Below are 23,639 nucleotides of genomic sequence, written 5' to 3' on the forward strand. Positions count from 1 at the left end.
CGCGACGAGGAATACTTCTTCCTCAAGATCCGCGCCGCCTTCCCCGGAATTCCTCGATGAACCTTTTTTTATGGACGAAGCGCAAGCAAGCCAAGGTATATCGACAACACCTTGCGCAAAAACGCCCATGCGATGCAACAGGCCGAACGCGTACCGGCGAGACTTGCAACGTTGAGGCGATCTGACATCACTTTTTTACATGCATGCCGGGTCACATAGCGAGTCCCGCGCCCCGCCGTGCGGCTCACCGTCTCGATTTCACGTGTGTGGCATGCCGCTTGCGTGGGCTACGACGAATACGCTGAACCCCAGCAGGCTGCTTCCGCCCGGGGCAGCCCGCTGCCTCCCCTTAGCACGTCAGCCAAGCCCTTGGGACAGCGCACTCGCCCGACGCCATGAGTTCGCAATCGCCTCCGCCCTTGTCCGTACTCGACGACATCGACGCTTCGCCCGGCATTGGCAGCAACGCCGCCATCCAATCGCGCGGGGTGCTGCTGTGCTTGTCCGAGCCTGATCTGCGCATCCACCAAGTGAGCGCAAACCTCGAGGCCACGCTGGGTACGCCACACGCCGCCGCGCTGCAGGCGCCAGTCGACCGTGTGATCGGCACGGCTGGCCACGAGGCGCTGGAGAGCGCCCTGGCCACCCACAGTATCGACGACCACCCGCTGTACATCGGCACCCTGCACACGCCGCACGGCCACGTGCTCGATGCAGTTGTACACCGGCACAAGGGCACGCTGATTCTGGAACTCGAACCCGCAGTGCACGCAGCTGATGGGGCGTTTGCGTCGATGTATCCGCTGGTGCGCACCTTCGTCACGAGCCTGCAGGCCGTGAGCAGCGTCGATGCGTTGACGGACTTGGCCGCGCGCGAAGTGCGCCGCCTGAGCACCTTTGGCCGCGTCACGATTTACCGCATCGACCGCGGTGGCTCGTTGCGAGCGCTGGCCGAAGCGCGCGACGTGGCGTACGACATGCTGATCAGCACGCACTTGCCCGGCGCCGGCATGACGCCCGAGTTGCGCAGCCTGTATAGCCACAACCCGTTGCGCCTGGTGGCGGACATCAACGACACGCCCGTGGGCCTGGTGCCGCCGCTGCACCCATCCACCGGGCGGGCGACGGATTTGTCGTATGCGGCCCTGCGCGCTGTCTCCGATGCGCAGCGCGAAACCATGCGCCGCATGGGCGCCAAGGCCTCGTTCACGCTGGCGCTTACGGTGCGCGGGCAACTGTGGGGCTTGATCGCCTGTCACCACGCGACGCCCTGCTCGCTGTCGTTTGAAGTGCGTACGGCGTGTGAACACCTGGCGCAGATTCTGTCGCTGCAGATTGAAGCCAAGGAGGACCGCGCCGAGATCGCCCACCGGCTGGAGCTGCGACGCATTCTGGTACGCCTGCTGGCCGCGACGGCCGACCGCGACCGCTTCCAGGACGGCCTGGTCGAACATCCCGCCGATCTGTTGCGCTTTGCCTCGGCCAGCGGCGCGGCCATCGTGCGCCGGGAGGAATGCCTGTGCGTGGGTGCGGCGCCCGACGCAGAGAGGGTCCTGCGCCTGACCGAATGGCTGGCAAACGAGCACCCTGGCGAGATCTTCCACACCGACAGCCTCGCTGCCGTCTATCCGGACGGCGTCTCGCTGCTGCCACAGGTTAGCGGCCTGCTGGCGGTGCAGATTTCGCAACTGCATCGTCAATATGTGCTGTGGTTCCGCCCCGAAACGACGCACACCGTGCGTTGGGCCGGCGATGCGCCCGGCCTGGCAAGCCAGGGCGATACGGACCGCATGCTCGGCCGCACGCGCCATTGGCAAGAGGACATCGCACACACCTCGCGCCCGTGGCGTACGAGCGAAGTGGAAACCGCCGCGGAGTTCCGCTACGCCATCCTCAACATCGTGCTGCGCCACGCCGAAGAAGCTGCCGAACTGACCAGCGAACTGCGCCGCGCCAATCACGAGCTGGAGGCGTTCTCGTATTCCGTTTCGCATGACTTGCGCGCGCCGCTGCGCCACATCGCGGGCTATGCCGAATTGCTGGACGAAATGGAAGGCGACCACGTGTCCGCACGCGGGCGGCACTTCCTGCAGACGATTTCAGAGTCATCGCGCTTTGCCGGCAAGCTGGTCGACGATCTGCTCACCTTCTCGCAGATGGGCCGCGGCGCGCTGCGGGTGGCGGATGTCGATCTCGCGCAACTCGTGCGCGGCGTGGTGCGTGACCTGAGCGTCGACCAGGGGCGCCGCCACATTGAATGGGACATCGCCACGCTGCCGGTGGTGCGCGCCGACCCGGCCTTCCTGCAATTGGCCGTGCGCAACCTGCTCTCCAACGCGGTCAAATACACGCGCGACCGTAACCCGGCGCGCATCCACATCAACGCCGAACATACCGACGCCGAAACCATCGTGCGCATTGCCGACAACGGGGTGGGCTTCTCGATGGAATACGTGGCCAAGCTGTTTGGGGTATTTCAGCGGCTGCATCGCATGGACGAATTCGAGGGCACCGGCATCGGCCTGGCCAATGTCCGGCGCATCATCGAGCGCCATGGCGGCCGTACCTGGGCGGAGGGCGAGCTGGACCGGGGTGCGACATTCACCTTCACGCTGCCACGCGTGCCCGATCCACTGGAGAGTCCAAGGCCGACGCCGCCGCCCGAGCCTGTCAGCCGTGATGCCTGATGCCTGATCGTTCTTTCCACGTTCATTGTCACCATGCTCAAACCCATCCTGCTCGTTGAAGACAACCCAAACGATCTCGAGCTGACCTTGCTGGCGCTGGAGCGCAGCCAGCTCGCCAACGATGTGGTCGTCACCCGCGACGGCGCTGAAGCGCTGGATTACCTGCACGCGCGCAATCTCTACGCGCAGCGCGTGCCGGGTAATCCGGCCGTGGTGCTGCTCGACCTGAAGCTGCCGAAGGTCGATGGTCTGGAAGTGCTGGCCGAGATTCGTGCAACCCCCACGCTCAAGAGCCTGCCGGTGGTCATGCTCACCTCGTCGCGCGAAGAAACCGACCTGCTGCGCAGCTACGAGCTGGGTGTCAACGCCTATGTGGTCAAGCCGGTGGAGTTCCGAGCGTTTGTCGATGCGATTGCCGATCTGGGCGTATTCTGGGCTGTGCTCAACGAACCGCCGCCGGGTTCGACCCGGGCCCGCCGTGCCTTGCTGCCGTCGAGCTAGCCGCCCTCTCCGGAGCATCCGCCCCCATGTCCAATCTGCAACTGCTGCTGGTCGAAGACAATCCGCTCGACGCAGAACTCACGCGCGCCCGCCTGGAAACCGCCAACCTGATCGCCGATACCGTGCTCGTGGACAACGAAACCGACTTCGTCGCCCAGCTCGGCGCACGCACCTTCGACGCCATCCTGGCCGATTTCATGCTGCCGCAGTTCACGGGGACGGAGGCGCTGGACATTGCGCGCCGCATGGCGCCGCAAACGCCGTTCATCTTCGTGTCAGGTGCGCTGGGCGAGGAGCACGCGGTGGACATGCTCAAGCGCGGCGCCACCGATTACGTCATCAAGCAGCGCCTGCAGCGCCTGCCCGTGGTGCTGCTGCGCGCGCTGGCCGAAGCTGCCGAGCGCCGCCAGCGCATTGCCGCCGAAGCTGCGCTGCGTGAAGCGGAAACGCACTTTCGCCTGCTGATCAACGCGCTCAAGGAGCACGCTGTGCTCTCGCTCGACCCGCAAGGCATCGTGCGCACCTGGAACGCGGCGTCGCGGGGCATTCTCGGTTATGCGCGCGAGGAAATTCTCGGCAAATCGGCCGAGATCCTGTATCCACAAGCCGCGCGCGAAGCTGGCGAATTCCAGCGCAAGCTCGAACGCGTGCGCCGCGAAGGCAGCCTCACCGACGACCGCTGGATGCTACGCAAAGACGGCACGCCGTTTTACGCATCAAGCGTGGTCACCGCCATCCACAACGAGACCGGCCAACTGCTCGGGTTCTCCAAGATCATCCGCGACGCCACGGAAGAGCGCATGGCCGCCGATGCCCTGCGCCGCGCCAAAGAAGAAGCCGAGACCGCCAACCACGCGAAGGACCACTTCCTCGCCGTGCTCTCGCACGAGCTGCGCACGCCGCTCACCCCGATCCTGACCGCCGTACATTTGCTGGAACTGCGCCGCGACTTGCCGCCTTACGCGGTCGCGCAACTGGAGGTGGTCCGCCGCAATGCCGAGCTTGAGGCGCGCCTGATCGACGACCTGCTCGACATCACGGGCATTGCGCGCGGCAAGCTGGCAGTGAGCTTTGCCCTGGTCGACCTGTATCCGCTGCTGGAGAGCACGCTGGAGATGTCGCGTAACGACATGCAAGGCAAGCGGCTCTCGCTCAAGACGCACTTCGAGGCAGGCTGCAGCCGGCTGTATGCCGACGGCGCGCGCATTCAGCAGGTGATCTGGAACCTGGTGCGCAACGCGGTCAAGTTCACGCCCGAAGGCGGCGCCATCGAGGTGCGCGTCTGGAACCCCACGTCCTCCACCGTGGCCGTGGCCGTGAAGGACAACGGCATCGGCATCGAACTTGACGCGCTGCCGCGCATCTTCTCGGCGTTCGAGCAGGCCGATGCGTCGATCACGCAGCGCTTTGGCGGCCTGGGCCTGGGCCTGGCGATTGCCTATGCGCTGGTGCAGAAGCACGAGGGATCATTGATTGTCGAGAGCGCCGGCCGCCACGAGGGCGCCACGTTCACGCTCACGCTGCCGCTGGCCGCCGAGATGGCGCAGCCCGAGACACCGCCGTCGCCGCCCATGCCACGCGAGCAACCGGCGCACGGCCTGCACGTGCTGCTAGTGGAAGACAACGCCGATACGGCCGAAGCCATGTCGCAGATGCTGGAGATTCTCGGCCACACCGTCGCCACGGCCAATAGCGCGCGCGCAGCCATGCAAGCCGCTGAATCGCACAAGTTTGATCTGCTGATCAGCGATATCGGCCTGCCGGACGGCAGCGGCTTGGACGTGGTGCGTGTATTTGCCGAGCGGCAGGCCGCCCCGTCGATCGCAATTACTGGCTATGGCATGGAAGAAGACATCGCCCGTTGCCGCGAAGCGGGCTTCACTGACCACCTGACCAAGCCGGTGGACTTCAAGCGGCTGGAAACACTGCTGGCCAGCTACCTGGCCGCGCGCGATACGCGAACCGCGAGCGTGGGCACGGGCTGACCGCGCCAGAATGCCGCAGGTGCAGTCGGCCTAGCGACGCAACAGGCCCCAAGCCGCGGGCAGCAACATGGCGCCCACCACGGCGGCCGTCCACGCCATGATCTGCCCGTCGGCGTACAGATGGACGAATTGGCCGCTGTAGTAACCACCCAACGCCCCAAGCCCACCCGTCAGCAAGGCCGCCAGCCACCCCAGGCGTTTGCCTGCGGGATGCAACCAACGCGCTGCCACACCCACAGCCAGCCCGATCCACAGCGGCCCGATCCACCCCATGCCTGTTCTCCGTATTCTGTATTGCCCGTAACCGACTCAATTGGACGCGTACCTTAGCGCAGGACGGTGTGGAAGGCCACGGCGGCGCACCGCTTCACACGTGACCAATAGTTAACATTCGTCCGCACACGCCACAGGAGTTGACCTAGTTCCTGCTCATATCAAGGCCGGGCGCTATAATCCAGGGTGCTCAAAATTCGTGCCGTTCCTTTTTTAACCGGCCGCCCCACATGCAGTTGCTGACCCTCGGAATTAACCACCACACGGCGCCGCTTTCCCTGCGCGAGAAGGTGGCGTTTCCGCTCGAGCAGCTCAAGCCCGCACTGGGCGCGCTGCGTCAGCATCTGCCGCACCTCAAGAGCACGGCTGAAGCGGCCATCCTCTCCACCTGCAATCGCACCGAAATCTACTGCGCCACCGACGGCAATTTGCCCGAGCAGACCGCGCACGAGCATGCGATTCGCTGGCTGGCACAACATCACAATATCGACGCGGGCGAACTCGCGCCGCATGTGTATTCGCTCGGTCAATCGCTGGCTGTACGTCACGCGTTTCGCGTGGCCAGCGGGCTCGATTCGATGGTGCTGGGTGAGACGCAGATCCTCGGCCAGATGAAAGACGCCGTGCGCACCGCCACTGAAGCGGGCGCCCTCGGCACGTACCTGAATCAGCTCTTCCAGCGCACCTTTGCGGTGGCCAAGGAAGTGCGCGGCACGACGGAGATCGGCGCGCATTCCGTATCCATGGCCGCCGCTGCCGTACGACTGGCACAGCGCATTTTTGAATCGATTGGCGAGCAGCGCGTGCTGTTCATCGGCGCCGGCGAGATGATCGAGCTGTGCGCCACCCACTTCGCCGCGCAGACACCGCGCGAGGTGGTGATCGCCAACCGCACGCTGGAGCGCGGCGAGAAGCTGGCCGAATCGCTGTCGAACCAGGGGCTGAACGCCCGCGCCGTGCGGCTTGCCGAACTGCCGACCAAGCTGGCCGAGTTCGACATCGTTGTTTCGTGCACCGCCAGCACGCTGCCCATCATCGGCCTGGGCGCCGTGGAGCGCGCCATCAAACAGCGCCGCCACCGCCCGATGTTCATGGTCGACCTGGCTGTACCGCGCGATATCGAGCCCGAAGTCTCGCGCCTGTCCGACGTGTTCCTCTACACCGTGGACGACCTCGGCGCCATCGTGCGCGAGGGCAATGCGCTGCGCCAGGCTGCCGTGGCGCAGGCCGAGGCCATCATCGAGACACGCGTGCTGAACTTCATGCACTGGCTCGACGCGCGCAGCGTGGTGCCCGTGATTCGCGATCTGCACGCGCAGGCCGAAACACTGCGCCAGGGTGAACTCGAACGCGCCCAGCGCATGCTCGCGCGCGGCGACGATCCGGCGCTCGTGCTTGAGGCGCTGTCGCAAGCGCTCACCAAAAAATTCCTCCACGGCCCGACGCATGCGCTGAACCACGCACAGGGCGAAGGCCGCGAACAGCTCATCGACCTGCTGCCGGCGCTGTTCCGCCAGTCCAGCCACTCCGAGCGCTAGCGGCCGCCGCGTCGCATGTGCGCCGCATGGTTTGATGCGCGGCGCGCAACTTCTGGCGCGGTATCATGCGCCGCCTTCGCTTCCAGCGTTTCCCTCCGCGACTGCCCGAATGAAGCCCAGCATGCTGTCCAAGCTCGACCAACTGGCCGAGCGCATCATTGAAATCAACGCGCTGCTCGCGCGTGAAGACGCCACCGCCAACCTCGACCAGTACCGCAAGCTCACGCGTGAGCACGCCGAGCTGGAACCCGTGGTCGCGCAATTCGCGGCGTGGAAGCAAGCCGAAGGCGACATCGCCACCGCGCAGGAACTCCTGGCCGACCCCGACATGAAGGCGTTTGCCGAAGACGAACTCCACGCCGCGCGCGCGCGCATGGAGTCGCTTGAAGGCGAACTGCAGCGCCTGCTGCTGCCCAAAGACCCGAACGACCACCGCAACATCTTTGTGGAAATCCGCGCGGGCACGGGCGGCGATGAGTCCGCCCTCTTCGCGGGCGACCTGTTGCGCATGTACACGCGCTTTGCCGAACGCCAGCGCTGGCAGGTGGAGATCGTGAGCGAATCGCCGTCAGACCTGGGCGGCTACAAGGAAGTGATCGTGCGGCTGGTGGGCGAAGGCGCGTATTCGCGGCTGAAGTTCGAGTCGGGTGGCCACCGCGTACAGCGCGTGCCGGCCACCGAGGCGCAGGGGCGCATTCACACGTCTGCCTGCACCGTGGCGGTCATGCCCGAGGCCGATGCGCTGGCCGACATTCAGATCAACCCGGCCGACCTGCGCATCGATACGTTCCGCGCGTCGGGCGCGGGCGGGCAGCACATCAACAAGACGGATTCGGCTGTGCGCATCACTCACCTGCCGACCGGCCTGGTGGTGGAGTGCCAGGACGACCGCAGCCAGCACCGCAACAAAGATCGCGCCATGCAAGTGCTGGCCGCGCGCCTGAAGGACCGCCAGGAGCGCGAAGCGCAGGCCAAGGAAGCCAGCGCGCGCAAGAGCCTGATCGGCTCGGGCGACCGCTCCGACCGCATCCGCACATACAACTTCCCGCAGGGCCGCGTAACAGATCACCGCATCAACCTGACGCTCTACAAGATTGACGCGATCATGGACGGCGACATTGAGGAACTCGTAGGCGCGTTGGCTGCAGAGCATCAGGCGGAACAGCTCGCCGCGCTGGGCGAAGACGTCTGATCGCGTTAGCCGTTAAGAAGCGCGCGCGCCGTAACATCCGCTTGCGTTTGATACAGCTTTGCGCAGTGGCGTACGGGTCCCTCGTTCCTATAATCGATCTCGATCACGCCGAGTGCGTAGCACTCACTAACAAGCGCGACAACATCACGATTAGGAGAATCGCAATGCGTACCCAACTGCTGGCCATCACTGTCGCTACCACCCTCGCACTCGGCCTTGCCGCCTGCGGCAAGAAGGACGATGCCACCGACCAGGCTGCCAAGAGCGCGATGGAGCAATCGAAGGACGCCGCCAAGCAGGCCCTCGACAACGCCGGCACGGCCGTCAGCAAGGCCGCCGACGCCGCCAAGGTGGAGCTTTCGCAAGCCGCGTCAGACGCGCAGGTCTCCGCATCCGGCGCGCTGTCGCAGGCGAAGGATGCCGCCAAGGAGGCGGCTGACAAGACCGCCGACGCCGCCAAGGTGGCTGCCGACAAGACCGCCGCTGCCACCAAGGATGCAGCCAACAAGGTCAAAGACGCGACCAAGCAATAAGCGCAACCCTTCGCACCGACCCGCTTGCGGGCCCGCGCCACATTGGCCGGGCCCGTGTTATTTTGTGCGCCCGATCTTTGTTGCTGGTCTGTTGCCGTGCCGTCTGCTCCCGTCATTTCGCCCGAAACATTCGCTCGCGTGGCCGACGCGCTGACCGTGCTCGCGCGCGCTGGCATGCCTGCGCTGGAAGCGCGCATGCTGGTCTCGCACGTGACCGGGCTGTCGCGCGTGCAACTCATCACCCAAGACAGCTACGCCATCGGCGAAGCCGCACGTGCGCAGATCAGCGAACTCGCCACGCGCCGCCTGGCGGGCGAGCCGATGGCCTACCTGCTGGGCGAGCGTGAATTCTTCGGCCGCACGTTCAAGGTGACCCCGGCCGTACTGATCCCGCGCCCGGATACGGAACTGCTGGTCGAACAAGCGCTGGACCGCATCGAAGACTGTGATACGCCCGCCGTGCTCGACATGGGCACCGGCAGCGGCATCATCGCTGTCAGCATCGCGCTGGCGCGACGCGACGCTCGCGTGTGGGCCACCGACGCATCGGCCGATGCGCTGGCCGTGGCGATGGACAACGCGCAAACGCTGGGCGCCACCAACCTGCATGCGGCATTGGGCGACTGGTACGGCGCGCTGGCCGAAGCCGATGCACCGCCCGCCTTCGACCTGATCGCCAGCAACCCGCCCTACATCGCCGCCGCCGATACGCACCTCAGCCAGGGCGACCTGCGCTTTGAACCGGCCAGCGCGCTCACCGACCACAGCGACGGCCTGCGCCATCTGCGCAGCATCGTCGCCGGGGCGCCAGCACGGCTCGTTGCCGGCGGCTGGCTGCTGCTCGAACACGGTTACGACCAGGGCGAGGCCGTGCGCGCGCTGCTGAGCGGCGCCGGCTTCGCCAACGTCTTCACCGCGCAAGACCTGGCCGGCCACGACCGCTGCAGCGGCGGGCAGTGGCTGGATCAAAACGCCGGTGCGCGTTCCTCGCTAAAATAGTCGGGTTTTCCAATGTGGATGTCAGCTCGGAAACCCGGCTGCCGCCCCTCACCAAATCGAGTCTCCCCATGAGCACCACGCACGAAAAGATCGACCAGATCGTCAAAGGCCACCCTGTTGTCCTCTTCATGAAGGGCACGGCGCAATTCCCGATGTGCGGCTTCTCGGGCCGCGCCATCCAGATCCTGAAGGCCTGCGGTGTGGACCAGCCTCACACCGTCAACGTGCTGGAAGACGATGAAATCCGCCAGGGCATCAAGAATTACGCCAACTGGCCGACCATTCCGCAGCTCTACATCAAGGGCGAGTTCATCGGCGGCTCGGACATCATGATGGAGATGTACCAGAGCGGCGAACTGCAGCCGCTGCTGGCTGCCTGAGCTACGTTCTCGTTTCAGCGTGACCTCTACCCTGAGCGCTACGGCCAAGACGCCCCCTGTGCGCCGCATTATCGTGGCGATTACGGGCGCGTCGGGGGCAATCTACGGCGTACGGCTGCTGCAGGCCCTGCAGGAGATGCGTGAAACCGCGGGTGTGGAATCGCACCTGCTGATGTCGCCCGCGGGCCTGATGACCGCGCAGCACGAGCTGCAGATGGCGCGCGAAGAAGTGCAAGCGCTGGCGCACGTGGTGCACAACGTGCGTGATGTCGGCGCCACCATTGCCAGCGGCTCGTTTGGGGCCGAAGCGATGGTGGTGGCGCCGTGCTCGATGAAAACGCTGGCGGCCGTCGCGCACGGCCTGTCGGACAACCTCATCGCCCGCGCCGCCGACGTGACCCTGAAGGAGCGCCGCCGCCTTATCCTGATGGTGCGCGAAGCGCCACTCAATCTGGCGCACCTGCGCAACATGGCGGCCGTCACCGAGATGGGCGGGATCATCTTCCCCCCGGTGCCGGGCTTCTACCAGCGCCCCAAGACGATCGACGACCTGATCGACCACACCATCGGGCGCGTGCTGGATCTGCTCGGCTTGCCGCAGACGCTAGCACCGGACTGGCCCGGACTGCACGCAGCAGACTAAACAGTCACACGATCAACGGTGGTGGTAGTTGAAGTACATCGACGGCCCGCCCCAGTAGCCGCCGTAGTAGGCCGGATACGCCGGTGCTGCATAGATCGGTGCCGGCGCTACGGCCACCGGTGCCGGATACACCGCACATCCTCCAAGCGTCGCGGCCGACAGGGCCAGAAGCGAGGCCAAAGCCACGATTTTCATGATTAGCGTCCTTTGGCCCCGCGAATGAGGCCATGCGGACGTTATAAGCCGGCGCGGGCGACGTCGGCGTCATGCGAGTGTAAGCGGTGTAACGGAAGACTACGAACATGTGTCCGTAAGTTCACTGCTTGGGCGCCGGCTTGCCTGCGGCGGGCGCGGAGGCCGCCGTGCCGGACGCAGCATCCGGCTTGGGCGTATTCGGGTCTACTTCTGCGCGCATCTGGTCCATCACCGCGCTGGCGCGTGGCGCCCAGAGGAATTCCACGGTGCCGTTCTGCGGCTCTTCGGGAATCGCATACATCGTGATGATGGTCTGATTCCCCGCCCAGCGGGCGCGCAACGAATCCACCGTCTTGCCGGATTTCAGCTTCAGCGGCGCCTTGCCTTCCTGCGCGGGCTTGCCATAGCGATCAGACAGCGCTTGGAAGACGCGCTGCTCGGTATCCACCCCGCGCGTGGGCACGAACATGCCGGCAGTGTTGCCATCCTGGTCGATCAGCAGCACGGCTTGCGGCCCATCCATCAACTCGGGGCGCTTGGCCTGTGGCACCCCCAGCGAGCGCGTACGGCCGTGCGATTCGAGTGGGTCGGAACAGTATTCAGCGACATCCTTGCCACCATTTGCACGCACGTCCTCGCACGAGGGCAGCTTGGGCAACGGCTTGCCGAGTGGGAAAGCGTCAAGCAGCACCGCCACGTCGCCTGGGTCGCGCACAGCCTTGGCTGGCGCCGCGGCCTTGGGCGCATTCTTGGCAGGAGGTGCGGCAAACGCCACGGGCGCGAGCAACGAGGTCGAAAAGGCAAGCGCAGCGGTGGCCGTAGCGCGTCGCGTCCAACAGGTCATGCGAACTCCATGGAGGAAAGAGCCAAGAGTGTGCCATGCGAGAATCCCGGCACACGGCAAAGCGGTTCTGACTGCCGGCCAGCGGGGTACGTTCCCATCAACCGAATGGCTGATCCGCCAAAAAACGCGCGATTACACGCCGTTTGACGCGGTTATCGGCCTGACGCGGCGGGAAACATTATCAAAATGTTGCCAGTTTTGATCTCGTAAAGGTCCGGCGGGTAAAATCTCGGCGGCACAGACGAATGACCGGCAGGCCCGAACGTCACGTTCCTCGGGGCCCGCCGCATAGACGCGATCTCATTTTGAACATTCCCTCCGCTGTTTCCTCCCGTTCTTTGGGAGCCCGCTATGCGCGGCTGGCCGTGGGCCTGCTGGCGCTGGCGTCGGCGCATGCTGCGCTGGCCTTCGGTTTCAACGATGTGGCCCTGCGCGCAAAGCAACTGGCGACCAAGCCGTACCAGGCACCCGCCAACACCCTGCCGCGTGAATTGCGCGAGCTGCGCTACGACCAGTACCGCGAAATCCGCTTCAAGTCCGACCAGGCTTACTGGCGCCGCGACAAGCTGCCGTTCGAACTCGGCTTCTTCCACGAGGGCTCGTATTACGACCAGCCCGTGAAGATCAACGAGGTGTCGCCCGCCGGCGTGCGCGAAATCCGCTTCGACCCGCGCCTGTTCGACTATGGCCCGGTCAAACTGGACCCCAAGCAGTTGCAAAAACTCGGCTTTGCAGGCTTTCGCGTGCATTACCCGATGAACACGCCCAAGTACAAGGACGAGGTCATCGTGTTCCTGGGCGCGTCGTACTTCCGCGGCATCGGCAAGGGGCAGGTCTATGGCCTCTCGGCGCGCGGCCTGGCCATCGACACCGCGCTCAATTCGGGCGAGGAATTCCCCCGCTTCACCGATTTCTGGATCGAACGCCCTGCCGCCAACGCGAAGGAACTGACGATCTACGCGCTGCTCAATTCGCGCCGCGCCACGGGGGCGTACCGCTTCGTCATCAAGCCGGGCACCGACACGGGCGTCGAGGTGAAGGCGCAGCTCTACATGCGTGAGAACGTCAGCAAGCTGGCAATCGCCCCGCTCACCAGCATGTTCTTCTTTGGCGAAAACCAACCCGCGCCCGCGCTGGACTTCCGCCCCGAAGTGCATGACTCCGATGGCTTGTCGGTGCTCTCGGGCACAGGCGAATGGATCTGGCGCCCGCTGACGAACCCCAAGCGCCTGCTGGTCAGCTCGTTCGGGACGACCAACCCTGGCGGCTTCGGCCTCATGCAGCGCGACCGCGCGTTCGCCAATTACCAGGAGATCGGAGACCGCTACGAACTGCGCCCGAGCGCGTGGGTCGAGCCCGTCGGCAAATGGGGCGCAGGCCGCGTGGAACTGGTGCAGATCCCGACGCCCGACGAGACCAACGACAACGTGGTCGCCTACTGGGTGCCGGAGAACCCGCCCAAGCCGCATCAGCCGTTCAATCTCGAATACCGCCTGCTGTGGCAGAAGGATGCCGACAAAAAGCCCGCACTGGCGTGGGTCACGCAGACGCGCCGCTCGCACGGCTGGACAACCAAGCGCCCCGACGAACGCAAGCCCGACGACACGATCGCCTTCGTGGTCGACTTTGAAGGGCCTGCGCTGGCCAAGCTGGCACCGAATGCACCCGTTGAACCGGTGTTTTCGGCAGATGCCAACGGCAAGATCGAATCGATCTTCGGCCAACCCAACACCGCGACCGGCGGCTGGCGCGTGACCGTGCGCCTCAAGCGGGTCGACGACGATAAACCCGTCGAACTGCGCGGCTACCTGCGCAGCGGCGGCACCGGACTCTCTGAGACGTGGAGCTACCTGTTACCTCCGGGCTGAACGTGACGACGGCCCAGACTGGCGGCGCCGCTGGCGCTGCGCCCTCCACCGGCCCCGCCACAGCGCAGGCTGTGGCCGCCCACTACCTCGAAGCGCTGCCGCTGACGGTCGATGCACGTGCGGCGCTGCTGCGCGACGCGGGCATCGCAGCCGGCGACGACGACGCGGCTGCGCTCGCCAAACTGCATCGCGCGCTGGCCAGGCTTGACCCGGCGCAGACGGCCTCGCTCGAAGCTGATGCGCCGGCCTACGCATCTGTAGGCTCGCGCCTGGATGCCGCCTATGGCGCCACACGCGCTGATGCAGCATCGACGGAGCCCTCTGCCGAACCCGCGCCGCCGCTTGAGCACGACAGCCAGGGCCGCATCCATCTGGATACCGGCCCTACGCCCGCACGTCGCTCGATGGTGCCGTGGCCGTGGGTGCTGGGGCCGATCTGGCGCACGCGCCGCGCCATCGACCGCTGGATGCACGGCGGTAACAAACCGGTGCCGTACGAAGCGCCAGACTCGCCAGACCCGAAAGGCATCTGGCGCTTTGTCGGCGCGCGCCGCCGCCTCACGCTGCTCACGCTGATGATCGCGCAGACCATCGCCGCCACATGGGCGATGAGCACGGTGCTGCCATATCACGGCGCCGATTGGCTCGAAGCCATCATCATCGTGCTGTTCGCGGTGCTGTTCTGCTGGGTGTCGGCGGGCTTCTGGACGGCCATCACCGGTTTCCTGCTGCTGGCCTTCCATGGCGATCGCTTCGTCATCTCACGCCGTGCCACGCCTGATGCCACGATTCCGGACGATGCGCGCACCGCCATCGTCATGCCGATCTGCAATGAGGATGTGCAGCGCGTATTCGCGGGGCTGCGCGCGACGTACGAATCGTTGCAGCGCACGGGCCATCTGGAGCACTTCGATTTCTTTGTGCTGTCGGACTCCGGCGACCCCGACATCCGCACCGCAGAAGCCGATGCATGGCTGCATATCTGCCGCGCACTCAATGGCTTCGGCCGCATTTTCTACCGCTGGCGCCGTCACCGCGTGAAGCGCAAGAGCGGCAACATCGACGATTTCTGCCGGCGCTGGGGCGGCAAGTACCGCTACATGATCGTGCTCGACGCCGACAGCGTGATGAGCGGCGATTGCCTGACGCGTCTGGTGCAGTTGATGGAAGGTGCACCGTCCGCCGGCATCATCCAGACGGCACCGCGCGCTGCTGGCCGCGACACGCTGTATGCGCGCATCCAGCAGTTCGCCACGCGCGTGTATGGGCCGCTGTTCACGGCTGGCCTGCACTACTGGCAACTGGGTGAATCGCACTACTGGGGCCACAACGCCATCATCCGGCTGGACCCGTTCATCAAGCACTGCGCGCTCGCGCCGATTCCGGGCAAGGGCTCGCTGGCCGGCGAGATCATGTCGCATGACTTTGTCGAAGCCGCGCTGATGCGCCGCGCCGGCTGGGCCGTGTGGATCGCCTATGACCTGGACGGCAGCTATGAAGAGATGCCGCCCAACCTGCTTGACGAGCTGGGCCGCGACCGCCGCTGGTGCCACGGCAACCTGATGAACTTCCGCCTGTTCGGCGCGCCGGGCTTTCACCGCGTGCACCGCGCGGTGTTCATCACGGGCGTGATGGCGTATTTGTCAGCACCGCTGTGGTTCTTGTTCCTGTTGCTGTCTACCGCATTGCTGGCCAAGCACACGCTGATCGCGCCGGAGTATTTCACGCAGCCGCGCCAGCTCTTCCCGATCTGGCCGGAATGGCATCCGGAAAAGGCCGCCGCGCTGTTCTCGGCCACCGCCACTGTGCTGTTCCTGCCGAAGATTCTGAGTGTGCTGGTGCTGTGGGCGCAGGGGCCGAAGCGCTTTGGCGGGGCGATCCACCTGGCCCTGTCGATGGCGATTGAGGCTGCGTTCTCGGTGTTGGCCGCGCCGGTGCGCATGCTGTTCCACACGCGCTTCGTGACGGCCGCATTCCTCGGCTGGAAAGTGCACTGGAAATCGCCCCCGCGCGAAGACGCACAGACGCATTGGGGCGATGCCGTGCGCCGCCACGGCCTGCATACCCTGATCGGCATCGTTTGGGCCGCTGTGGTGTATTGGCTGAACCCGAGCTTCCTGTGGTGGCTCTCGCCGGTGGTGGGCGCGCTGATCGTGTCGATCCCGCTGTCAGTGTTCTCCAGCCGCGTGAGCCTGGGCCGCCGCATGCGCCGCCTGCGGTTGTTCATGATCCCCGAGGAAGTGCGCCCGCCGCGCGAGCTGCGTGCCACGCGCAAGCACCTGCGCAACGCACCGCCGATGCCGGACTTCCGCCAAGCGGTGGTCGACCCCGTCACCAACGCGTTGATGTGCGCGATCGGTACGACGCGCTTTCCGCATGACCGGCGTTTGATTGCGGTGCGCGAGGCTCATGTGCGCCACGCGCTGGAGGTGGGCCCCGACAAGCTCACCGGCAAGCAGAAGCTGGTGCTGCTGTCAGATCCGTTCTCGCTGTCGGCGCTGCATTTGGCGGTGTGGTCGTCACCCGCACAGCGTGCGGCGTGGGAGCCGCTGCAAAGCTGAACCACGCACGGTGTGAAATACCGCGCCCCACCGAGGCCTTTCCGGTGGGGCGTTTTACTTCCCGTTACATCCGTAGGATTTGCGTATCACCTGAAGCGCCCGGCGGTTCATAGAATGGCATCACGAACTTGGTACACGAAGTCGGCGGCACTGTAGCCTCTGCCTCGCAACCGTAAGGAGAAGCATCATGAAACGCACACTGCTCGCATTCGTTCTGGGTGGCGCCGCGCTGTGCGCCTCGACGGCGGCGCTGGCGCATGTGGATGTCGGCGTGGCGATTGGCGTACCCGCGCCAGTGTATGTGGCCCCGGCGCCCGTCTATGCGCCGCCCCCGGTGGTGTATCGTCCGGCTCCGGTTTATGCACCGGCCCCGGTGATCTACGGCGGTGGCTACTGGCGTGATCGTGACGAGTGGCGTGAGCGCGAATGGCGCCGCCGCGAGTGGCGTGAACGTGAATGGCGCCACGACAATGGCTGGCACCGCGGCTGGGATCGCTAAGCTCAGTTGATCAGTCGCAACAGTCGCAACAGGCAAATGGGCCGCTCAGATGAGCGGCCCGTTGCTTTTGTACGCCCGAATGCCTGCGCAATTCGCAAACCGACCTATGCTGACGTAGCGGCCATCGCAACTTTGCCGCCGGCCGCCAACCATACGGGAGGACGCCATGTCGATTTCCAGCACCCTCGACGGCTGCTTGCGCAGCAAAGGTTGCCTGTACGAGGTGATTCGTCATCCGCATACCCACACCAGCACGGAAACCGCGCAATCTGCCCATGTTCCGGGCGATCGTCTGGCCAAGACGCTGCTGCTTGAAGACAAGCTCGGCTATGTTGCGGCCGTGTTGCCGTCGACATATCACCTGCACCTGTCAGAGCTGCAAAAAGAATCGGGCCGGCAGGATCTCACGCTGGCCGATGAATCCGAGTTGCGCGAAGTCTTCCGGGACTGCGATGCGGGCGCCGTACCACCGGTGGGCATGGCCTATGGCATGCCCACCTACATCGACAGCAGCCTGATGACGCACGGTGACGTCTACTTCGAAGCCGGTGATCATGAAAACGTGGTGCACATGGATATGGACCAGTTCATGGCCCTGATGCGCGACGCCAAGCCCGCGCACTTCGCCTATCGCATGCAGGGCATCCTCTTCTGAGGAGGCCGCCATGGCCGACGACGTCGTCATCACAGTCCGCAACAACGGGCCGTATCACATCAAGGGAAGCTTTCGCATCGTCACCCAGAATGGGCGCGAGTTGCCGGTGGAGGAAGGACAGGCATGGCTATGCCGCTGCGGGCACTCGTTGAACAAGCCATTCTGTGATGGCTCGCACAAGCGCGCCGAGTTCGATAGCGATCTCGACGCGCCGCCCACAGTCGAGGCGGATCGCTCGCCGTAGGCTGCATTGCGGGCAGCGACGCCCGCCCTTCTGCTTAGCGGACGACCGGCTTGTAGCGAATGCGCTTAGGCTTGGCGCCCTCTTCGCCCAGGCGCTTCTTCTTGTCGGCTTCGTATTCCTGGTAGTTGCCTGGGAAGAATTCGACGTGCGAGTCGCCCTCGAACGCGATGATGTGCGTGGCGATGCGGTCGAGGAACCAGCGGTCGTGCGAGATGACCATCACGCAGCCGGCGAACTCGAGCAGCGCGTCTTCCAGCGCACGCAGCGTTTCCACGTCGAGGTCATTCGACGGTTCATCCAGCAGCAGCACGTTGCCGCCCGAGATCAGCGTCTTGGCAAGGTGCAGGCGCCCGCGCTCACCGCCCGACAGCGTGCCGACGTGCTTCTGCTGATCGCCGCCCTTGAAGTTGAAGCGGCCGATGTAGGCGCGCGACGGCGTCTCGTAGCGACCGACCGTCAGGATATCGGAGCCGCCCGAGATTTCTTCAAAGACAGTCTTGTCTGCAGACAGCGCGTCGCGGCTCTGGTCCACATAGGCCAGCTTGACCGTCGGGCCGATCTTGATGGTGCCCGAGTCCGGCTGCTCCTTGCCGGTGATCATGCGGAACAGCGTCGACTTACCCGCGCCGTTCGGACCGATGATGCCGACGATGGCGCCCGGCGGAATCGTGAAGCTCAGGTCGTCGATCAACAGGCGATCACCGTACGACTTGCTGACGTTAGTGAATTCGATCACTTCATTGCCCAGACGCTCGCCGGCCGGGATGAAGATTTCCTGCGTCTCATTGCGCTTTTGGTATTCCTGGCTGTTCAACTCATCAAAGCGGGCCAGACGCGCCTTCGACTTGGCCTGGCGGCCCTTTGGGTTCTGGCGCACCCATTCCAGTTCTTTCTTCAGCGCCTTCTGGCGGGCCGACTCGCTCGACTCTTCTTGCTTCAGGCGCGTCTCTTTTTGATCAAGCCACGAACTGTAGTTGCCCTTCCAGGGAATGCCGTGACCGCGGTCGAGCTCGAGAATCCACTCGGCAGCGTTATCAAGGAAGTAGCGATCGTGGGTGACAGCCACCACGGTGCCCGGAAAGCGCGTAAGGAACTGCTCGAGCCAGTCCACCGATTCGGCATCCAGGTGGTTGGTCGGCTCGTCGAGCAGCAGCATGTCGGGGCGCGAGAGCAGTAGCTTGCACAGGGCCACGCGGCGCTTTTCACCGCCCGAAAGGTGCTCGATCTTGGCGTCCCATGGCGGCAGGCGCAGCGCGTCGGCAGCAATTTCCAGTTGCAGCTCAACGTTGTCACCCGCACCGGCGGCAATGATGGCTTCCAGGCGCGCCTGCTCTTCGGCCAGCTTGTCGAAATCGGCATCCGGCTCGGCGTAAGCGACATAGACGGCTTCGAGCTGCTTCTGCGCGTCCATCACTTCACCCAGGCCGCTTTCGACTTCCTCGCGCACGGTCTTGGCGGGATCGAGCTGCGGCTCTTGCGGCAGATAACCGATGTTCAGGTTGGGCATCGGCGTGGCTTCGCCTTCGATGTCACGGTCGAGGCCGGCCATGATCTTGAGCACGGTCGACTTGCCCGAGCCGTTCAGGCCCAGCACGCCAATCTTGGCGCCGGGGAAGAACGACAGCGAGATGTCCTTGAGGATCTGGCGCTTGGGCGGGACGATCTTGCCCACGCGGTTCATGGTGAAAACGTACTGTGACATAGGTAAAAGGCGGGCGTAAAAAGCGGGGAACGCGCTGAAAGAGGGAATCCGCGGAGTGTAGCAAAGCCGGGCTGCCACACCTCGCCGGTAAAAGAAAAGGCGCCCACCTGGGGCGCCCTTCCGATGCAGCGGAGGCTAAGCCTCGTTACATCGTCATCATGTTGGCGTTCATGTTGTGCATGACCCACAGCGAACCGACGATCACAATCGCCAGGATCAACAACGTGAACAGGAAAGCCATCACGTTCCAGCGCTGGGCGGACGAGCCATCCAGGTGCAGGAAATAGATCAGGTGTACGACGATCTGCACGACCGCCAGGGCCATCACCGTCACCAGCAGCGTCTGCTGCGAGTAACCGCCGTCCATCACCATCTTGAACGGGATGGTCGTCAGGATCACGGCCAGCACGAAGCCGATCAGGTAGCCCTTGATGGTGGCATGGCCGGCGCCGCCGGCTGCATGGCCGTGAGCGTCATCGTGCGCGACGGCGGTCGTTGCGTTGGTCTGTTCCATTTACATCGCTCCCAGCAGATACACGACGGTAAATACGCCGATCCACACCACATCCAAGAAGTGCCAGAACAGGCTCAGGCACGCCAGGCGGGTCGATTGCGTCGGGGTCAGGCCCTTGGCAGCGATCTGCCACATCAGGACGATGATCCACAGCATGCCGCTCGCCACGTGCAAACCGTGGGTGCCGACCAGCAGGAAGAACGACGACAGGAACGCGCTGCGGCTCGGGCCAGCACCTTCAGCGATCAGGTGATGGAACTCGTTGATTTCCATGCCGACGAACGCGGCGCCCAGCAGCAAAGTGATGCCCAGCCACAGCATCACTTGATCCTTGCGACCATTCTGCAGGCTGATCATCACCATGCCGTACGTGATGGACGACACCAGCAGGATGCCGGTTTCGATCGCCACGTACGACAGGTCGAAAAGTTCCTTGCCCGTCGGGCCGCCCGCCGTCGCGCCGCGCAGTACGCAGAACGTAGCGAACAGCGACGCGAAGATGATCAAGTCGCTCATCAGGTACACCCAGAAGCCGAAGACCTTGGTGTCTGCAGCGTCGTGGTGGTGGTGCGCATGGTCATGCGCGTGGCCGTGGGCGGCGGCGTGCGCCGCGTGGCCGTCTAGAACATTGGAAGCCATGGTTTAAGCCTGCGAACCGATACGTTGGAAGTAGGCCGACTCGGTCTCGTGGACCTCGTGAGCGGGCACGTAGTAATCGATGTCGTCATTGTTGCTGCGGAGGATGAAGCTGCCGATCATGCCGACCAGACCCAGCACGGCCATCCACCAGATGTGCCAGATCAGCGCAAAGCCCATCACGATCGAGAACATGCCGATGAAGAAACCGGCACCGGTGTTCTTCGGCATGTGGATCTTCTCGTAGCTCGGCGCGACTTGCGTCAGCACCTCACCACGCGCCTTCATATCGGCAAAAGCGTCGATATCACGGATGACCGGCACCGTTGCAAAGTTGTAGTGCGCCGGCGGCGACGACGTGGCCCACTCCAGCGTACGGCCGCCCCACGGGTCGCCCGTCACGTCGGCCAGCGCGTGGCGATTGCGGATGCTGACGAAGATCTGGATGAGCTGCGAAGCGATACCGCAGGCGATGATCGCAGCGCCGATCACGGCGACGATCAGCCACGGCTGCCAAGCCGGGTTGTCGGTGTGGTTCAGACGACGCGTCATGCCCATGAAGCCCAGCACGTACAGCGGCATGAAAGCCGTGTAGAAGCCAACGAACCAGCACCAGAAGGCGCGCTTGCCCCACTTCTCATCCAGCTTGAAGCCGAACGCCTTCGGGAACCAGTACGTGATACCGGCCAGGTAACCGAACACCACGCCACCGATGATGGTGTTGTGGAAGTGAGCAATCAGGAACAGGCTGTTGTGCAGCAGGAAGTCGGCGCCCGGCACGGCCAGCAGCACGCCGGTCATCCCGCCGATCACGAAGGTGATCATGAAGCCGATCGTCCACAGCATCATCGAGTTCAGCTCGACGCGGCCGCGATACATCGTGAACAGCCAGTTGAAGATCTTCACCCCGGTCGGGATGGAGATGATCATCGTGGCGATCCCGAAGAACGCGTTGACGTTCGCACCCGAACCCATGGTGAAGAAGTGGTGCAGCCATACCAGGAACGACAGCACGGTAATACCGGCCGTTGCCCACACCATCGACGTGTAGCCGAACAGCTTCTTGCGCGAGAACGTGGAGACGATTTCCGAGAACATGCCGAACGCCGGCAGGATCAGGATGTACACCTCTGGGTGCCCCCAGATCCAGATCAGGTTCACGTACAGCATCGCGTTGCCGCCGCCGCCGTTCGTGAAGAAGTGCATGTCCAGGTAGCGGTCAGCACCCAGCAGTGCCAGCGCCACGGTCAGCACCGGGAAGGCCGCGACGATCAGGATGTTGGCGCACAGCGCCGTCCAGGTGAAGATCGGCATGCGCATGAGCGTCATGCCCGGCGCGCGCATCTTGAAGATGGTCGCGACGAAGTTCACACCGGTCAGCAAGGTGCCTAAGCCGGATATCTGTAGCGCCCAGATGTAGTAGTCGACCCCCACGCCGGGGCTGTAGGCCAGCTCCGACAGCGGCGGGTACGCCAGCCAGCCGGTGCGCGCGAACTCGCCCACGCCCAGCGACACGTTGATCAGCACCACGCCCGCAGCGGCCAGCCAGAACGACAGCGTGTTCAGGAACGGGAAGGCCACGTCGCGTGCGCCAATCTGCAGCGGCACGATCAGGTTGATCAGGCCCGTCATCAGCGGCATGGCCATGAAGAAGATCATGATCACGCCGTGCGCGGTGAAGATCTGGTCGTAGTGCTCGGGCGGCAGATAGCCGGCACCGCCGCCCGAGGCGACCGCCAGTTGCGAGCGCATCATGATGGCGTCGGCAAAGCCGCGCAGCAACATCACGATGGCCAGAATGCAGTACATCACGCCGATCTTCTTGTGATCGACCGAGGTGATCCACTCATTCCAGAGGTAGGTCCACTTCTTGAGATAGGTGATCAGGCCAAACACGCCTGCGCCACCCAGCAGAATGGCCGAGACCGTCACGACCACGATGGGCTCGTGCAGCGGAATGGCCTCCAGACTCAACTTGCCAAACATCGTCAACTCCTAGGAATTCTTGGCCGCGTTCTTAGGCGCCGGCAGGGCGGACTGCACCGGCAGCGGGCGCGTTGCCGCCTCAGCCGTGGCCGTCGTGCAGTTGGCGCCTTGGAGCGCCTCGTCGAGCGTCAGGACCTTCTCCCCTTCGCCCATCTTGTCCATGTATTTGTGCAGGATGCTGTGATACAGCGTCGGGTCGACCGAGGCATACGCCGCCGGCGGCACCTTCTCGCTCGGCTTGGCAAGCTCCGCGTAGCCATCCTTGGTCAGGACTTGCGGTGCGCTGCGGACTTGCTTGACCCAGGCATCGAACTCCTCATTCGTCATCGCCGTGGCCTTGAACTTCATGCCCGTGAAGCCCGAGCCGCTGTAGTTGGACGACATGCCGTCAAACACGCCGGTCTCGTTGGCGATCAGGTGCAGCTTGGTCTGCATGCCCGCCATGGCATACACCTGGCTGCCCAACTGCGGGATGAAGAACGCGTTCATCACCGTGTCAGACGTGATCTTGAAGTTGACCGGGGTGTTGGCCGGGAACGCGAGCTGGTTGACCGTCGCGATCTTCAGTTCCGGATAGATGAACAGCCATTTCCAGTCGAGCGAGACGGCCTCGACGGTGATCGGCTTCACGTCGGATTCGATCGGCTTGTACGGATCGAGCGCGTGCGTGGACTTGTAGGTGATCCACCCCAGCACGACGATGATCAGGCACGGGATCAGCCACACCACGGCCTCGATGGCGTTGGAGTGCGACCAGTCGGGCTCGTAGCGCGCACGGGTATTGGTGGAACGGTACTTCCACGCAAACGCCAGCGTCATGATGATCACGGGAATGACCACCAGCAGCATCAGGCCGGTTGCCACCAGGATCAGCGTCTTCTCCTCCGCCGCGATCATCCCCTTCGGGTCCAGGACCGTCAGGTTGCAGCCCGCAAGCAGGAGCGGGAGGCTTGCGGCCAGGAGCCGCTTCATATGTGGAACGAGTGTGTTCTTCATGTCTTGCACGGAAGCCAGGCAACCCAGACAACGGGCCGCAGGCAAAAAACGCGGGAAATGAGAGAAGACCGTGCTGGAGCACCGTGAGACGGCTAGGTGCGGCAGCGGATCTTCGATCACATCTGGCGCCGGTCAGGGAGAAGCAGAACCAGGCGCGCCCTGCCTGCGAGGCGGACTTCGACCATGGCTGGCATGGACGAGGCCGAAC

22 protein-coding genes are annotated in these 23,639 nt (G+C 64.4%); 14 read left to right on the plus strand and 8 right to left on the minus strand.

Annotated elements, in window-relative coordinates:
• Positions 1–395: 395 nt before the first annotated feature.
• Genes PSUB009319_RS15575 through PSUB009319_RS15585 form a run of 3 tightly spaced genes read left to right on the plus strand, consistent with a single transcriptional unit; the run spans position 396 to position 5,173 of the window.
• Positions 396–2,687 (plus strand): ATP-binding protein, encoded by a 2,292-nt coding sequence (locus PSUB009319_RS15575; protein WP_124383139.1) that lies wholly within the window; start codon positions 396–398, stop codon positions 2,685–2,687.
• 33 nt (positions 2,688–2,720) lie between these two features.
• Positions 2,721–3,188 carry a response regulator gene (locus tag PSUB009319_RS15580; RefSeq protein ID WP_124383140.1) on the plus strand — a complete coding sequence of 156 codons (468 nt, stop codon included), beginning with the start codon at positions 2,721–2,723 and terminating at the stop codon, positions 3,186–3,188.
• Between the two features lie 26 nt (positions 3,189–3,214).
• Positions 3,215–5,173, plus strand: coding sequence for a response regulator (locus PSUB009319_RS15585; RefSeq protein ID WP_124383141.1), 1,959 nt, complete (start codon positions 3,215–3,217; stop codon positions 5,171–5,173).
• 30 nt (positions 5,174–5,203) lie between these two features.
• On the opposite strand, the gene PSUB009319_RS15590 is transcribed toward PSUB009319_RS15585, so the two are convergent.
• Positions 5,204–5,446, minus strand: a complete 243-nt coding sequence (locus PSUB009319_RS15590; protein ID WP_124383142.1) for a GlsB/YeaQ/YmgE family stress response membrane protein — start codon at positions 5,444–5,446, stop codon at positions 5,204–5,206.
• 230 nt (positions 5,447–5,676) lie between these two features.
• On the opposite strand from PSUB009319_RS15590, the gene hemA reads away from it, so the two are divergent.
• From hemA to PSUB009319_RS15620, 6 genes are all read left to right on the plus strand, one after another.
• Entirely contained in the window at positions 5,677–6,984 is a 1,308-nt protein-coding gene (gene hemA, locus PSUB009319_RS15595) for a glutamyl-tRNA reductase (protein WP_124383143.1), read from the plus strand.
• A gap of 109 nt (positions 6,985–7,093) precedes the next feature.
• Entirely contained in the window at positions 7,094–8,176 is a 1,083-nt protein-coding gene (prfA, locus tag PSUB009319_RS15600; protein ID WP_124383144.1) for a peptide chain release factor 1, read from the plus strand.
• Positions 8,177–8,340: 164 nt separating this feature from the next.
• The gene (locus tag PSUB009319_RS15605; RefSeq protein ID WP_124383145.1) at positions 8,341–8,709 is read left to right on the plus strand and encodes a hypothetical protein; all 369 of its coding nucleotides are present in this window, start codon (positions 8,341–8,343) and stop codon (positions 8,707–8,709) included.
• A 96-nt stretch (positions 8,710–8,805) separates the two neighbouring features.
• Positions 8,806–9,708, plus strand: coding sequence for a peptide chain release factor N(5)-glutamine methyltransferase (gene prmC / locus PSUB009319_RS15610; protein ID WP_124383146.1), 903 nt, complete (start codon positions 8,806–8,808; stop codon positions 9,706–9,708).
• A 68-nt stretch (positions 9,709–9,776) separates the two neighbouring features.
• On the plus strand, positions 9,777–10,088 hold the full coding sequence (gene grxD, locus PSUB009319_RS15615; protein ID WP_124383147.1) for a Grx4 family monothiol glutaredoxin: 312 nt from the start codon (positions 9,777–9,779) through the stop codon (positions 10,086–10,088).
• Between the two features lie 19 nt (positions 10,089–10,107).
• A complete protein-coding gene (locus PSUB009319_RS15620; RefSeq protein WP_124383148.1) occupies positions 10,108–10,731 on the plus strand; it encodes a UbiX family flavin prenyltransferase in 624 nt (207 codons plus the stop codon).
• A 12-nt stretch (positions 10,732–10,743) separates the two neighbouring features.
• On the opposite strand, the gene PSUB009319_RS15625 is transcribed toward PSUB009319_RS15620, so the two are convergent.
• Both PSUB009319_RS15625 and PSUB009319_RS15630 read right to left on the minus strand, forming a co-directional pair.
• Positions 10,744–10,926 carry a hypothetical protein gene (locus tag PSUB009319_RS15625; protein WP_124383149.1) on the minus strand — a complete coding sequence of 61 codons (183 nt, stop codon included), beginning with the start codon at positions 10,924–10,926 and terminating at the stop codon, positions 10,744–10,746.
• 121 nt (positions 10,927–11,047) lie between these two features.
• Positions 11,048–11,770: a hypothetical protein gene (locus tag PSUB009319_RS15630; RefSeq protein ID WP_124383150.1), complete on the minus strand. Its 723-nt coding sequence runs from the start codon at positions 11,768–11,770 to the stop codon at positions 11,048–11,050.
• Between the two features lie 305 nt (positions 11,771–12,075).
• Between PSUB009319_RS15630 and PSUB009319_RS15635 the strand changes: the two genes are divergently transcribed.
• The 5 genes from PSUB009319_RS15635 (at position 12,076) to PSUB009319_RS15655 (ending at position 17,597) form a co-directional block, all read left to right on the plus strand.
• Positions 12,076–13,638, plus strand: coding sequence for a glucan biosynthesis protein G (locus PSUB009319_RS15635; protein WP_124383151.1), 1,563 nt, complete (start codon positions 12,076–12,078; stop codon positions 13,636–13,638).
• Positions 13,611–16,199, plus strand: coding sequence for a glucans biosynthesis glucosyltransferase MdoH (gene mdoH / locus PSUB009319_RS15640; protein WP_124383152.1), 2,589 nt, complete (start codon positions 13,611–13,613; stop codon positions 16,197–16,199). Before PSUB009319_RS15635 ends, mdoH begins: the two co-directional genes overlap by 28 nt.
• 187 nt (positions 16,200–16,386) lie before the next feature.
• A complete protein-coding gene (locus PSUB009319_RS15645; protein WP_124383153.1) occupies positions 16,387–16,698 on the plus strand; it encodes a hypothetical protein in 312 nt (103 codons plus the stop codon).
• Positions 16,699–16,864: 166 nt separating this feature from the next.
• Complete coding sequence (locus PSUB009319_RS15650; protein WP_124383154.1) at positions 16,865–17,353, plus strand: aminoacyl-tRNA deacylase; 489 nt, start codon at positions 16,865–16,867, stop codon at positions 17,351–17,353.
• Positions 17,354–17,363: 10 nt separating this feature from the next.
• On the plus strand, positions 17,364–17,597 hold the full coding sequence (locus PSUB009319_RS15655) for a CDGSH iron-sulfur domain-containing protein (RefSeq protein WP_124383155.1): 234 nt from the start codon (positions 17,364–17,366) through the stop codon (positions 17,595–17,597).
• A 34-nt stretch (positions 17,598–17,631) separates the two neighbouring features.
• On the opposite strand, the gene ettA is transcribed toward PSUB009319_RS15655, so the two are convergent.
• The 5 genes from ettA to cyoA all read right to left on the minus strand — a co-directional run bounded on the left by ettA (position 17,632) and on the right by cyoA (position 23,431).
• The gene (ettA, locus tag PSUB009319_RS15660) at positions 17,632–19,299 is read right to left on the minus strand and encodes an energy-dependent translational throttle protein EttA (protein ID WP_124383156.1); all 1,668 of its coding nucleotides are present in this window, start codon (positions 19,297–19,299) and stop codon (positions 17,632–17,634) included.
• Positions 19,300–19,444: 145 nt separating this feature from the next.
• Complete coding sequence (locus PSUB009319_RS15665; protein WP_124383157.1) at positions 19,445–19,813, minus strand: cytochrome o ubiquinol oxidase subunit IV; 369 nt, start codon at positions 19,811–19,813, stop codon at positions 19,445–19,447.
• Positions 19,814–20,452: a cytochrome o ubiquinol oxidase subunit III gene (gene cyoC / locus PSUB009319_RS15670; RefSeq protein ID WP_124383158.1), complete on the minus strand. Its 639-nt coding sequence runs from the start codon at positions 20,450–20,452 to the stop codon at positions 19,814–19,816.
• A gap of 3 nt (positions 20,453–20,455) precedes the next feature.
• Positions 20,456–22,435: a cytochrome o ubiquinol oxidase subunit I gene (gene cyoB, locus PSUB009319_RS15675; RefSeq protein ID WP_124383159.1), complete on the minus strand. Its 1,980-nt coding sequence runs from the start codon at positions 22,433–22,435 to the stop codon at positions 20,456–20,458.
• 9 nt (positions 22,436–22,444) lie between these two features.
• The gene (cyoA, locus tag PSUB009319_RS15680) at positions 22,445–23,431 is read right to left on the minus strand and encodes a ubiquinol oxidase subunit II (protein WP_260393002.1); all 987 of its coding nucleotides are present in this window, start codon (positions 23,429–23,431) and stop codon (positions 22,445–22,447) included.
• Between the last annotated feature and the right edge of the window lie 208 nt (positions 23,432–23,639).

The sequence above is a fragment of the Ralstonia sp. SET104 genome (assembly GCF_003851545.1).
Lineage (GTDB): Bacteria > Pseudomonadota > Gammaproteobacteria > Burkholderiales > Burkholderiaceae > Ralstonia.

Bases quoted from the DNA above. Each gene is read 5' to 3' on its own strand.
- PSUB009319_RS15575 (WP_124383139.1), top strand. From the start codon at position 396: ATGAGTTCGCAATCGCCTCCGCCCTTGTCCGTACTCGACGACATCGAC.
- PSUB009319_RS15580 (WP_124383140.1), top strand. From the start codon at position 2,721: ATGCTCAAACCCATCCTGCTCGTTGAAGACAACCCAAACGATCTCGAG.
- PSUB009319_RS15585 (WP_124383141.1), top strand. From the start codon at position 3,215: ATGTCCAATCTGCAACTGCTGCTGGTCGAAGACAATCCGCTCGACGCA.
- PSUB009319_RS15590 (WP_124383142.1), bottom strand. From the start codon at position 5,446: ATGGGGTGGATCGGGCCGCTGTGGATCGGGCTGGCTGTGGGTGTGGCA.
- hemA (WP_124383143.1), top strand. From the start codon at position 5,677: ATGCAGTTGCTGACCCTCGGAATTAACCACCACACGGCGCCGCTTTCC.
- prfA (WP_124383144.1), top strand. From the start codon at position 7,094: ATGAAGCCCAGCATGCTGTCCAAGCTCGACCAACTGGCCGAGCGCATC.
- PSUB009319_RS15605 (WP_124383145.1), top strand. From the start codon at position 8,341: ATGCGTACCCAACTGCTGGCCATCACTGTCGCTACCACCCTCGCACTC.
- grxD (WP_124383147.1), top strand. From the start codon at position 9,777: ATGAGCACCACGCACGAAAAGATCGACCAGATCGTCAAAGGCCACCCT.
- PSUB009319_RS15625 (WP_124383149.1), bottom strand. From the start codon at position 10,926: ATGAAAATCGTGGCTTTGGCCTCGCTTCTGGCCCTGTCGGCCGCGACG.
- PSUB009319_RS15630 (WP_124383150.1), bottom strand. From the start codon at position 11,770: ATGACCTGTTGGACGCGACGCGCTACGGCCACCGCTGCGCTTGCCTTT.
- PSUB009319_RS15645 (WP_124383153.1), top strand. From the start codon at position 16,387: ATGAAACGCACACTGCTCGCATTCGTTCTGGGTGGCGCCGCGCTGTGC.
- PSUB009319_RS15650 (WP_124383154.1), top strand. From the start codon at position 16,865: ATGTCGATTTCCAGCACCCTCGACGGCTGCTTGCGCAGCAAAGGTTGC.
- PSUB009319_RS15655 (WP_124383155.1), top strand. From the start codon at position 17,364: ATGGCCGACGACGTCGTCATCACAGTCCGCAACAACGGGCCGTATCAC.
- ettA (WP_124383156.1), bottom strand. From the start codon at position 19,299: ATGTCACAGTACGTTTTCACCATGAACCGCGTGGGCAAGATCGTCCCG.
- PSUB009319_RS15665 (WP_124383157.1), bottom strand. From the start codon at position 19,813: ATGGAACAGACCAACGCAACGACCGCCGTCGCGCACGATGACGCTCAC.
- cyoC (WP_124383158.1), bottom strand. From the start codon at position 20,452: ATGGCTTCCAATGTTCTAGACGGCCACGCGGCGCACGCCGCCGCCCAC.
- cyoB (WP_124383159.1), bottom strand. From the start codon at position 22,435: ATGTTTGGCAAGTTGAGTCTGGAGGCCATTCCGCTGCACGAGCCCATC.
- cyoA (WP_260393002.1), bottom strand. From the start codon at position 23,431: ATGAAGAACACACTCGTTCCACATATGAAGCGGCTCCTGGCCGCAAGC.